9 protein-coding genes are annotated in these 12,607 nt (G+C 33.1%); 1 reads left to right on the top strand and 8 read right to left on the bottom strand.

Translation table 11 applies throughout. The features are described from left to right. Positions 1 to 3 precede the first annotated feature (3 nt). On the bottom strand, positions 4 to 2,010 hold the full coding sequence (locus CCE28_RS04775; RefSeq protein ID WP_095131520.1) for a BglG family transcription antiterminator: 2,007 nt from the start codon (positions 2,008 to 2,010) through the stop codon (positions 4 to 6). Between the two features lie 417 nt (positions 2,011 to 2,427). On the opposite strand from CCE28_RS04775, the gene CCE28_RS04770 reads away from it, so the two are divergent. Beyond that, the gene (locus CCE28_RS04770; RefSeq protein ID WP_095131518.1) at positions 2,428 to 2,637 is read left to right on the top strand and encodes an alpha/beta-type small acid-soluble spore protein; all 210 of its coding nucleotides are present in this window, start codon (positions 2,428 to 2,430) and stop codon (positions 2,635 to 2,637) included. A gap of 117 nt (positions 2,638 to 2,754) precedes the next feature. On the opposite strand, the gene ade is transcribed toward CCE28_RS04770, so the two are convergent. The 7 genes from ade to CCE28_RS04735 all read right to left on the bottom strand — a co-directional run bounded on the left by ade (position 2,755) and on the right by CCE28_RS04735 (position 12,597). Beyond that, complete coding sequence (ade, locus tag CCE28_RS04765) at positions 2,755 to 4,476, bottom strand: adenine deaminase (RefSeq protein WP_095131516.1); 1,722 nt, start codon at positions 4,474 to 4,476, stop codon at positions 2,755 to 2,757. A 931-nt stretch (positions 4,477 to 5,407) separates the two neighbouring features. After that, positions 5,408 to 6,145, bottom strand: coding sequence for a hypothetical protein (locus tag CCE28_RS04760; protein WP_095131514.1), 738 nt, complete (start codon positions 6,143 to 6,145; stop codon positions 5,408 to 5,410). A 354-nt stretch (positions 6,146 to 6,499) separates the two neighbouring features. Beyond that, positions 6,500 to 8,329 carry a glutamine--fructose-6-phosphate transaminase (isomerizing) gene (glmS, locus tag CCE28_RS04755; RefSeq protein WP_095131512.1) on the bottom strand — a complete coding sequence of 610 codons (1,830 nt, stop codon included), beginning with the start codon at positions 8,327 to 8,329 and terminating at the stop codon, positions 6,500 to 6,502. Between the two features lie 429 nt (positions 8,330 to 8,758). Then, positions 8,759 to 10,105 carry a phosphoglucosamine mutase gene (glmM, locus tag CCE28_RS04750; RefSeq protein WP_095131510.1) on the bottom strand — a complete coding sequence of 449 codons (1,347 nt, stop codon included), beginning with the start codon at positions 10,103 to 10,105 and terminating at the stop codon, positions 8,759 to 8,761. A 136-nt stretch (positions 10,106 to 10,241) separates the two neighbouring features. Next, positions 10,242 to 10,790, bottom strand: a complete 549-nt coding sequence (locus tag CCE28_RS04745; protein ID WP_095131508.1) for a 2-oxoacid:acceptor oxidoreductase family protein — start codon at positions 10,788 to 10,790, stop codon at positions 10,242 to 10,244. Then, positions 10,791 to 11,537: a thiamine pyrophosphate-dependent enzyme gene (locus CCE28_RS04740; RefSeq protein ID WP_095131506.1), complete on the bottom strand. Its 747-nt coding sequence runs from the start codon at positions 11,535 to 11,537 to the stop codon at positions 10,791 to 10,793. 1 nt (position 11,538) lies between these two features. Next, complete coding sequence (locus CCE28_RS04735; RefSeq protein WP_095131504.1) at positions 11,539 to 12,597, bottom strand: 3-methyl-2-oxobutanoate dehydrogenase subunit VorB; 1,059 nt, start codon at positions 12,595 to 12,597, stop codon at positions 11,539 to 11,541. Between the last annotated feature and the right edge of the window lie 10 nt (positions 12,598 to 12,607).

The following is a 12,607-nucleotide window of genomic DNA, read 5'->3' as shown; positions in this document are numbered from 1 at the left end:
CTGTTAGAATAATGAAACACATTCATCAAAATTTTTTACTTTTGCCATCCTTTGAAGAAGATTTTTATTTTGACCTACCTTCAAAATGTCTTCGTAAACTTTTATAAAAAGATTTACATCTTCAACGATTTCATTAGGAACGAGAACCATAAATACTAGCTTTACAGGTTTTTTATCCCATTTTACTGTTTTATCTAGAATCCCTATAGCTATTTCTATTTCATTACTCTTATAATTTATTGCATGGGGAAGAGCTATTAAATTGTCAAAGGAAGTAGGTGAAAGGCGTTCTCTTTCCAATATCCTATACATGAAACCTTCATCAGCTGTTCCTTCTTCTATACATCTTTGTGCCATATATTCTATTATTTTTTCAGGTATTTCCATATTTATCTTAAAAAACATATTCTTTTTTAAGAGACTTTTAAATATATAAGGACTATTTTGAGACATTTTTTGTTTTACCTTCCGATATGCTATCTTGTTTTGAAGGTCTCTTTCGTCGAAAAGTACATCTAGTTTTATGATGGGGGTAGATACATTTATATCTAAATCTATAGTTGTAAAAATAATATCAAATTCATCAAGTATTTGAGATTCAAGGTAGGATGAAGAAAAAGTCTTTATTTCTTGAAGATCACCTAAAACTTTTTTTATTTTTACAAGCATAAGTTGTGCTGTCCCAAGACCTGTACCACATATGAGCGCAACTCTCTGGATATCTTTATACTTGTAATTGTTTCTTTCAATATAGCCACCTATATGCATAGCTAAGTAGGATATTTCATGTTCATCTACCTTTGCATCAAGTTCTTTTTCAATTACAGAAGCTCCTATTGTGGCAAGTTCATATGCAAGGGGAAATTTTTTCTTTACTTCCTCAAATAAAGGATTTCTTATATTCATATTAAACATAATTCTGTTCACTGCAAAATTGAGATGTAGCTCAAGTCCCCATATGAGTTCCTTGTCATCCTTCATGAAAAATCCTGTATTTTCATAAATTTCATCAAGAATATCTGAAATCATTTTTTTCACTATGGGCTTTATTTCTATAGTCTTTTTAGATTCTATCATTTCTTCTACAGGCTTCCTGCCTAGAAGATGAAGACATATATACATAAGTTCTTCCATTGGTAGTTGTAACCCAATTTCCTTTTCTAATTCTTCCCCTATGGACAGGGTTATATTGTATTCTCTTGTTTCCTTCATATTTTTTACTTTTTCAATAATTCTTTGTATTTTATTTCCCTTTTCAAATCTTTCTATAGCTATTAAAATATGAAGTACAATATTTCTAAAGGTCTCTCTAGATACTTTAAAATTTGTTTTTTTAAATACACCCTTAAGAATTTTTTCTACAGTCTCTTCATGCTTCCTTATTGGAGCAAATTTTTTACTTTTTTCAATTTCCACATTTTGTCTTTTGTATAGCATTTGAGAAAGACAAAATCTTATATTCATTTCATCCCCCAGAGCTTCTATCCCACCATTAGGTTTACCCTTTAGTTCTATTTTGTAGTTACTTAGTATTCCTGATACCCTTTTCAGATCTTTTATCAGAGTGGTTCTACTTATATAAAGGGATTCTGCTAAATCTTCTAGCTTTATCATTTCTTTCTTTTCTAGAAGTATTTTAATAATTTCTTTTATTCTTTCTTCTGGAATGGAAAGATCATTATTTTTAAGGGTATTTGTAATATTTTCAAATTTTTCAATACTTATCTTTTTTATAGTATATTTTCTACCTTTAGTGGGTTTTATTTCAGCTACTTCTTTTCCTATGAGCTCGTTTATATTTTTTATGTAGTTTAAAACAGTTCTAGGCGTAACTCCCAAATGTTTGCCTATTTCCTTTGCAGTGCAAGAGTTCTGCCTATCTATTATTTCTATTACCTTAAGTTCCTTCGCACTTATAGGATAACTCTTCATTTCACCACTCCAATCTTTTCTTGTCTTTACTATATCATCATTGTTTCCTTCAATTAATACACTTTTTTTCTCATGCAAAATGGAAATTTATAAAATCCTTTTCCGCCTTCTCTTATGCACAAGTAAACAACCTTCCTTTTTACTACATTTCTTCTACCGTTTATATACCTCCTTTATTTTCCTATCCTAATAATGTATATTGTAATGAAAGAAAATTACTAAAGCAATAAAAAGATGTATGGTAAAAATTATAAGTAGATTAAATAAAGGCTAATGTTGCAAAAGACCAACTTTACCATTTACCTAATACAAAAAAACATGTATACTTGGGCGTTTTCCTCCTAAACATGCATGACTTTTATTACAATTTTAGTATATTTGTTATGATTTCATTTTTTGAGACAACATGCCATAATCTACATGGAATTTATCATTTTGAGGCACACATACTAATAATATGCATTTAATAAATGATTATCTTAAGGAGTTGATTTTGTGTCTATAAATAAAAATGTAGTTCCTGAAGCTAGAAAAGCTTTCAATCAATTTAGAGAAGAAATTGCACAAGAATTAGGTTTATCTAATTACAATAAAATAGATACGGGTGATTTGACTTATAGGCAAGATGAAGGAGATTATGTTGGAGGAAAACAAATGGCTAATCTTATTCAAGCAACGGAAGATCAAGTTACTAAGAAACAATAAAAACTAGGAGGTTGAATGTGACATTCAACTTCCTAGTTTTTTTATTTATTCCCGTTCATATATTAATAAAATACATCAATCATCTTAAAATATGAAAACAATATAACTACAGCCTTTCTAATTCTTCACACTAATATCTACAAAGTCAAACTTTGTAACATCAAATAATCCCATATCCGTAAGTTTAAGTTCAGGTATCACTGGAAGTGCAAGGAATGCTAGAGTCATAAATGGTTCTATCTCCTTATTAACACCTAATCCATAGGCTATATCTAACATTTCCTTAAGTTCTTTATTTACTTCATCTAATGATCTATCAGACATTAATCCGCCTATTGGCAGAGGTAATGACTTCATAACCTTTCCATTAGAGCATATGGTAACTCCTCCACCTATTTTTCTTATTTCTTCAATAGCTAGGAGAATGTCTTCATCGTTGTCACCAATAACAATTAAATTATGAGAATCATGGGCAATAGTAGAAGCTATAGCTCCATTTTTCAGATTGAAGTTTTCAACAAGGCCAAGTCCAATATTTCCCGTTCCCTTGTGTCTTTCCACTACTACAAGCTTTAATATATCTAGCTGATCATGATATTTAAAGTAACCATTTTCTGTATCAACTTTCCTAACAGCCTTTTTAGTTACTAAGCTATGTGGAAGTAATTTTATAACGTTTACAATATCAGAATCTAATTTTATTTTAAGATCGTCCTTATGTATTTCTTTTAAATTAACAGTATTCAATACATTAGGATTCTTCTTATCTTTGATCTGGAATAATGGCTGACCTTCATTAGCCACTAATTTACCATTTTTAAATACTTTTTCAACATTAAAGCTTGAAATATGATCTACCACTACTAAGTCTGCCATGTATCCAGGAGCAATTGCTCCCCTATCATATAATCTGTAACACTCAGCAGCATTTAAAGATGCAATTTTAATTGCACAGATTGGCTCTATTCCATTCTTTATAGCCAACCTTACATTATTATCAATATGTCCATCCTTCAATATATCTTCCGGGTGCCTATCATCCGTACAGAATAATACTCTCCTAAGATTAGCTCTATTTACTCCTTTAATAAGACCCTCTAGGTTCCTTGCTGCCGACCCTTCTCTAATTAAAATATACATACCTAAACTAATTCTGTCTTTCATTTCTTCTATAGTAGTGCATTCATGCTCCGTTGATATTCCTGCAGTTACATAGGCATTTAGATCTTTTCCATCAATCTCTGGACCATGACCATCTTTTATCTTATCACCAGCTATTTTTATCTTCTTAAGAATCTCTTCATTGCCTCCAATTACAGAAGGATAATCCATTAATTCTCCCAGACCTAATACTCTATCATGGTTAATCATTTTTTCTAGTTCTTCAGCTGAAAGTTTCGCCCCAGAATTTTCAAAGGCTGTTGATGGTACACAGGATGGAAGCATTACAAATACATCTAATGGACTATTTTCGCTTCCCTCTAGAATATATTCTATTCCTTCTAATCCACATACATTGGCGATCTCATGGGGATCAGCTATTATGGTCGTAGTTCCATGGGGAACTATAGCCTTTGCAAATTGTCCAGGTGTTACCATTGATGACTCAATATGTACGTGTCCATCTATAAGACCTGGTACCACATATTTTCCACATAAATCAATTTCTTCTTTTCCAGAGTACTCTCCAATTCCAGCTATTCTGTCATCACTTATTGCTATATCCCCTTCAATTATTTCTTCTGAAAATACATCTATAATTTTGGCATTTTTCAGTACTAGGTCAGCCTCTATTCTTCTAGCAGCAATATCAATTCTCTTTTTTATATCACTAGTCAAAATATCCCTTCCTCCCTTTAGGTTACTAAATGTGTTTTCTTATGTATTTGTTAGATTAAGTCTTCCTGTTATAAGTTGTAGATATCTTTCACATAATTTCTTAATCTTTTATAATTCAGCAACCAATAAACAGTTATATTCCTTTTAATTAATATATCCATTATATGCTATATAACCACTATATACTATATAAAAAATCAGTTTTACCCTTGCAAGTCTAGGAATAAAAAATATCCTCCTTTTGTTTCATGAGGATATTTTATGTAATGTAAGATTTTCTATTCTTTAGCAAAGATGTCCTGTAAGGTCATGAGATTTACCTTCCTAATGGGGCATGTGGTACAAATATTGAGCATTTCCTCATCAATCATATATAATAAGCTCAAAATGGATTAATATGCAAAAAAAAGGAGGGGTATAACTCTCTCCTTTACCTGTAATAATCTTTTTCTTTTTTTTTATTATGTTCTAGCATCGATATGAAACAAAAATTCCATTTAAAATCTTCTATGGCGATGATGACCATGATGGTGGTGATGATGAGGCCCATTCCATCCTCCTAACCCTCTAAATGCAAAACCTACTATCACAACTACTATTATTGGTAATAAGAACATAAACACGCCTCCTATTCATATTATTATTCAAAATTTAAACAGTATATAATCTACATTTTTTTGTATATATGCTTCATAAACTTTTATTTACTAATATAGTACATATGAATCGTGAGGGGTTTGTGATGAAATTAAGTATTATTAGAGAAATATTTTATTGTATTTTTTGTTACCCCATATACTCTGAACCTTATACTTAATGCAAAAAAGCCATGCAAGTTTAGGCATTTCTGGCCTAAAATCACATGACTTTTACTACAACTTTATTTTATATTATACGTATCCATAAAGTTTACTTTCAATATGAACTGTTTTTAACCTAAGTTATTGTATGAATTCCCATCAGGATTAGTTCTAATGTATCCTCCACCATTTTCTTCAGTTAAATTTATATTTGTATTTCCATCACCATCTCTCCAATGACCTTCTATATAATGTCCATTTCTCATATGACCTTGTACATAATGAGGCTTTACATGATGAATTTCAGATGTGTCCATATCTTCAGCATTAGGTACATCATGCCCATCATATACATCAACTATACCATCCCCATCAATATCTATTCCATGTTCCATATGTGCAACATGATCAACACCATCAAAATCATCACCTATAATACCAAGATAATCACCTGTACCAACAGCTAAAGTAGCTACAGCAGCAACTTTAGCTATATTTTTTGCTCCCTCTATTACTTGATCAGTATCTCCATTAATTACACCTTCTAAAGTATCTATTCCATTTTCAGCTACATACCCTACGCCTTTTACCATTCCTACAACTGTTCTTCCAACTGCATCTCCCAATTCTTCAATACCATCATCTACAGCATGAATGTCCTGAGTAATAATCCCTTTTGCTACTCCTGTTACTCCATCAGCAGCTTGTCCTACAGTTTTACCTGCATTAGAGCTAACTCTATATACATCTTTACCTACTTCTCTAACAAAATCACTATCTACTATATCTCCTATAATTTCTGTTGTTCCACCTACGACTCCTCCTACTACAGTACCTACTAATTCTCCCAGTTCCTTAAAAAAGCTCATATAATTCCTCCTTTTACATATAATTACAGCAACCTATGAAAGATTATCATACACTTTTTAAGTATTCAACAGTGAAAGAAAACCTATTTTGTCGAATTCTTAATTTCTATATAATCATGCTCATAAAACTGTGTAAAGTTTTCAAATGAACCCTTCTATGAGATTTCATATCTTTATTTTTCTTTTTGGTTTTCTATTTTAAATCTATTTTTTGTTTATCCCGTACAATAAAAAAGCCATGTAATTCTAGGTATTTTTCCCTAAGAATACATGATTTTTAGCACAACTTTATTTTATTAACTGAAAAACATAAAAAGATGGATGATAAAAATCATCCATCTTTATTTTGCATGATTATTCAACTGTTACAGATTTCGCCAGATTCTTAGGCTTATCAACGTCACAACCTCTAGCCACTGCAATGTAATAAGATAATAATTGAAGTGGTACAACAGATAATATAGGAGTTAATTCATCCATAGTATCTGGAATGTATATAACCTTATCTGCAGTCTTTTCAATCTCCTTATTACCTTCTTTAGCTACACCTATAACATAAGCTCCTCTAGCACGAACTTCTTGGATGTTAGATAACATCTTGTCATATAATCTATCTTGAGTAGCTAATGCTATAACTAATCTTCCTTCTTCTATTAAAGCAATAGTACCATGCTTAAGTTCTCCTGCTGCAATTGCTTCAGAGTGAATATATGAAATTTCCTTAAGCTTTAATGATCCTTCACTTGCCACACAAACATCTAATCCTCTACCAATGTAGAAGGCATTTTCCTTGTTAAACTGCTCATCAGCTAACTTTTGTAAGTCTTCATCATTTTTAACTATGTTTTCAATTTTCAGAGGCATAGTCTTTAACTCATTTACTATTTCAGTATATCTTTCTTGACTAATACTTCCCTTAGTATCTGCCATGTTTAATGCAATTAAATACATGGAAACTAGCTGAGTTGTATATGCCTTAGTTGATGCAACGGCAATTTCAGGTCCTGCCCAAGTATAGAATACATCATCCGATTCTCTAGCTACAGATGATCCAACCACATTTACTACAGACATGATTCTAGCACCTTTTCTCTTAGCTTCACGAAGGGCAGCCAGCGTATCTAGAGTTTCTCCCGATTGACTTACTGCAATGAATAATGTGTTTTCATCAATAAATGGATCTGAATATCTAAACTCTGATGCTACAGCCACATCTACTGGTATTTTTGCAAACTTTTCAATAGCATATTTTCCAACTAAACCTGCATGGTAAGCCGTACCACACGCTACTATATAAACCTTATTTATTCTATCTAAGTCTTCCTTAGTTAATTTAATTCCATCTAATTCAATCTTTTCTTCTTTGTTTAATCTTCTGTGTAATGTGTCATGAACACCCTTTGGTTGTTCGTTGATTTCTTTAATCATGAAGTGCTCATATCCTTCTTTTTCTGCAGCTTGAGCATCCCAAGTTACTTCAAATACGTCTCTCTTTACTTCTTGACGAAGTTCATTGTATATAGTTACTTTATCCTTCTCTAGAAGAACTGTTTCACCATTTTCTATTAAATACATGTTCTTAGTATATTTTAAAAGGGCTGGAATATCTGATGCTATATAGTTTGCATCTTCCCCAAGACCTACTATAAGTGGAGAATCCTTTCTTACTGCAACGATTTTGTCCGGTTCATCCTTGCAGATTACACCAAGGGCATAGGCACCTTCCATCTTATCAACTGCAGTAAATACTGCATCTAATAAATCACCTTCATAGTAATGGTCAATTAAATGAGCTATTACTTCCGTATCCGTTTCTGATTTGAATATGTCACCCTTCATTTCGATTAACCATTCTTTTAATTGCATATAGTTTTCTAAAATTCCATTATGAATTAAAGCTATACTTCCTGATACATTTGTATGAGGATGGGAATTTCTATCAGATGGCTCTCCGTGTGTTGCCCATCTTGTATGGCCAATTCCTAAGCTTCCCTTTATATCTTCCTTAGATAAATGTTCCTCTAGGTTTGCCATTCTTCCCTTATATTTTCTTACTTTTATTTCACCTTCATCAAAGATAGCAACTCCCGCTGAGTCATATCCTCTATATTCTAGCTTTTTAAGTCCATCTACTAATACATCCTCTGCCCTATTATTTCCAATATATCCAACGATTCCACACATTATTAATTTCCTCACTTTCATATTTAGTTTAGCCGTTTTTGACAATAAAATACTGTGAGTAGTTTTTTACGATTTTTTTAACTACCCTTTTTTAGCACCATATTTATTTTTTAGTCACCCGATTTTCTTTGTTCTTCTAATTGCTTAAAAGGTTTGTAAAATCTTTAACGGTAGTGATATACCGCAGGGCATCCGCCGAATTCTTCGATAAACCCTGACCTCGTCAACTCAAATATTTTTTCCGCTCATATTTAAGCTCTGGCGCTTTATTAATTTTACAAGATTCATTTAGGGAACCTTGAAACCCTCATTAGGAGTTCACTACATTTTATGCATTTGCCTTTTCATATGTAACCACTAGATTAAAATAAATTAATATAGGCTAAAGGTGCATTGTTACACCTCTCACCTATATTTTATCTCTATATTTTAGTTTAATCTTTCTTCAATTAATGCTGCTAATTTTTCACTTAATACCTTTAATTCTTCTATATCTTTTCCTTCAAGCATTACTCTAACTAGTGGCTCTGTTCCAGATGGTCGGATAAGAACTCTTCCTTCGCCATGCATTATCTCTTCTAGTCTCTTAATTTCCGCTGCAACTTTTTCGTCTTCCATGTACTTGTGTTTCTTTTCATTACTCACTTTAGCATTTACTAGTACTTGTGGGTACGTAGTCATTTCACCTGCTAGCTTAGATAGCTTTTGTTCCTTATCTTTCATTACACTAACTAATTGTAATCCAGATAAAAGTCCATCACCAGTAGTATTATGATCTAAGAAGATTATATGACCTGATTGTTCTCCACCTAGGGCATATCCTCCTTTTTTCATTTCCTCTAGTACATATCTATCTCCTACTTTTGCAGCTATAGCCTTACACCCTGCTTTTTTAAGAGCCTTATGGAAACCTAAATTACTCATTACAGTAGCAACTATAGTGTCATGTGGTAGTTTTCCCTTAGATTTTAAATGTGTTCCACAAATCATAAGGATTTTATCTCCATCTACCAGTTGACCCTTTTCATCTACTGCTATAATTCTATCCGCATCTCCATCAAAGGCAAGACCAATGTCTGCTCCGCACTCAAGAACTAGCTTTTGTAAATCTTCTGGGTGAGTAGAACCACAATCTACGTTAATATTTAATCCATCAGGTTTATGATGTATCATCTTTATTTCTGCTCCTAATGCAGATAACACTGATGGTGCAGCTATGTATGATGCGCCATTAGCACAATCAACTGCAATTTTTAATCCTCTTAAATCCGTATCTAATGTACCCTTTAAGAAACTTGCATATTTCTTTATAGCATCATCAATTTCTACTTTTCTGCCTAAATTCTCTCCAGTAGGATTTACTTCTATATCTTGCCCATTTAGTATAAGTTTTTCTATCTCATCTTCTACTTCATCAGGCAATTTAAACCCTTCCTCATTGAAAAATTTAATTCCATTATACTCAACAGGATTATGTGATGCAGATATTACAATTCCACAATCTGCTTCAAAATATCTAGTTAAGTAAGCTACTGCTGGCGTTGGCACAATTCCAACACATAGTGCATCTGAACCTGTTGACAAAATACCTGCAACTAAAGCTGATTCTAACATATCACCTGAAATTCTAGTATCTCTTCCTATTACTATTTTTGCCTTTTTCTTTCCCTTAGTAAGTAGGAAACTACCTATTCTTCCTAGCTTATAAGCCATATCTGCCGTTAGTTCTGTATTTGCAATACCTCTAACACCATCAGTCCCAAACAACTTTCCCATCATTATACTCCTCTCCAAAAATGCATAACTTAGAGAAATACTCCTAACCTATTATATTCTATCATATATTTTGCTTGCATTCAATTTATTCCATTTTTATGCAATTAAAAAGCAGGAATTTCTTCCTGCCTTTTAACTATGCCATATTTTTTTTATATACTTCACGTCCACGCTTTAAAGCTTCTTTGTTAAGGTCTATTAAATGTTCCTTGCCCTTTCCAAATACCTTCTTAAATGCCTCTATTATAGAATCTTCATTTACTATATTAGAGTGTTCTAAGAATGCTCCTAACATTACCATGTTAGCTGCCTTTGCGTTTCCTATTTCAAGAGCTATTTCATTAGCTGGAATATATATGCCTTTTACATCATCTCTTCCAACTTTTCTATCTATTAAGGAGCTATTTACAAACATTGCTCCATTTTCTTCAATCATATCTTCAAACTTAGTCATTGAAGGTAAGTTCATAACTATAGCAACAGTAGCCTTTGTTATGATTGGAGATCCAATTGGCTTATCAGAAATAGTAACGTGGCAATTTGCAGTTCCACCTCTCATTTCTGGCCCATAGGATGGAAGCCATGAAACTTCTTTACCTTCTATCATTGATGAATAAGATAGAAGTTGGCCCATAGACATTACACCCTGACCACCAAATCCTGCACATACGATAGCATGTTTCATTTACTCCACCTCCTTAGGCATACGTAAGTTTCCAAGTGGGAAATATGGTATCATATTAGTTTCTAACCACTTTAATGAATCTGTAGGTAATATACCCCAGTTTGTTGGACATGTGGATAATACTTCCACAATACCAAATCCTAATCCCTTTAATTGAATTTCAAAGGCCTTTTTAATAGCTTTTTTAGTCTTTCTAATATTGGCAGGATTATGTACAGAAACCCTCTCTACAAATACTGCGCCATCAATAGTTGAAAGCATTTCAGAAACTTTAAGTGGCATTCCTGAATGTTCCACATCTCTACCATATGGAGCTGTTGTAGCCTTTTGACCAATTAAAGTAGTTGGTGCCATTTGTCCACCAGTCATACCATAGATGGCATTGTTTACAAATATAGTTGTGAACTTTTCTCCCCTATGGGCTGCATGAATAATTTCCGCAGCTCCTATGGAAGCTAAGTCTCCATCACCTTGATAAGTAAATACTACCTTGTCTGGTAATGTTCTTTTTATTCCAGTAGCTACAGCTGGTGCTCTACCATGTGCAGCTTCGTGCATATCACAATTAAAATAATCATAAGCTAAAACTGAACAGCCAACAGGCGCCACACCTATAGCATCTCCTAAAACGCCTAATTCTTCTAAGCATTCACCTACTAATCTATGAATAATCCCGTGGGTACAACCTGGGCAGTAGTGTGTAGGTCTGTCCACAAGTCCATTAGTTCTATCAAAAACTACAGCCATCCTATCTACCTCCTAAGATTTCTTTTATTTTTGATTTAATATCTTCTGGTTCTGGAATCATACCACCAGTTCTTCCATAAAAATGAACAGGCCATCTTCCGTTAGATGCTATTTTAACATCATCAACCATTTGTCCTAAACTCATTTCTACAGATAATAGTGCCTTTGTACTATCAGGAATTTCATCAAAAGCCTTAGTTGGGAATGGCCATAGAGTTATAGGTCTTATTAATCCCACATTAATTCCTTCTTCTTTTAATTCTTCTATAACATTCTTTACGATTCTTGCAGTAGTACCATATGCCGCTACTACTAACTCTGCATTTTCAAGATTAGTGTTCTCATACATTACTTCATTCTTTTCCATCTCATTATACTTCTTTTGAAGTTTAAAGTTATGCTCCTCTAATTTTGCTGGGTCAAGGGCTAATGAATTTATTATATTTGGTTTTCTTTGTCCCTTAGTACCAGTAGTCACCCAAGTCTTTTCTTTTAATTCTCTCTTCTTAGGCTCTCTAAACTCAACTGGTTCCATCATTTGTCCGATCATACCATCCCCCACAATCATAACTGGGTTTCTGTAATAATCTGCCACTTCAAAGGAATCCATAACTAAATCTACCATTTCTTGTAGTGTTGCTGGTGCATAAACTAAAAGTCTATAATCACCATTTCCACCACCACGAGTAGATTGAAAATAGTCCGCTTGAGATGGTTGAATACCACCAAGACCAGGGCCTCCCCTTGAAATGTTAACTATAACACAGGGTAATTCTGCTCCTGCTATATAACTAATACCCTCTTGCTTAAGTGCAATCCCTGGTGATGATGAAGAAGTCATTACTCTTCCTCCTGCACCAGCAGATCCATATACCATATTTATTGCTGCCACTTCACTTTCTGCTTGTAAAAAAACTCCATCACGCTTTGGCATTTCTTTAGCCATATACTCTGGAAGCTCATTTTGAGGTGTTATTGGATATCCAAAGAAGTATTTACATCCACCTCTAATTGCAGCTTCTCCTATAGCTTCGTTCCCTTTCATCAATACTTTTGACATAAGCTCGCCC

The sequence above is a fragment of the Anaeromicrobium sediminis genome (assembly GCF_002270055.1).
GTDB classification, from domain to species: Bacteria; Bacillota; Clostridia; order Peptostreptococcales; family Thermotaleaceae; genus Anaeromicrobium; species Anaeromicrobium sediminis.
Note: the sequence above shows the minus strand (reverse complement) of the source record. Positions and strands in the feature narration are given on the sequence as shown.

Excerpts from the sequence above, each read along its gene's own strand:
- CCE28_RS04760 (WP_095131514.1), bottom strand. The coding sequence starts at position 6,145 with ATGAGCTTTTTTAAGGAACTGGGAGAATTAGTAGGTACTGTAGTAGGA.
- glmS (WP_095131512.1), bottom strand. The coding sequence starts at position 8,329 with ATGTGTGGAATCGTTGGATATATTGGAAATAATAGGGCAGAGGATGTA.
- glmM (WP_095131510.1), bottom strand. The coding sequence starts at position 10,105 with ATGGGAAAGTTGTTTGGGACTGATGGTGTTAGAGGTATTGCAAATACA.
- CCE28_RS04745 (WP_095131508.1), bottom strand. The coding sequence starts at position 10,790 with ATGAAACATGCTATCGTATGTGCAGGATTTGGTGGTCAGGGTGTAATG.
- CCE28_RS04740 (WP_095131506.1), bottom strand. The coding sequence starts at position 11,537 with ATGGCTGTAGTTTTTGATAGAACTAATGGACTTGTGGACAGACCTACA.
- CCE28_RS04735 (WP_095131504.1), bottom strand. The coding sequence starts at position 12,597 with ATGTCAAAAGTATTGATGAAAGGGAACGAAGCTATAGGAGAAGCTGCA.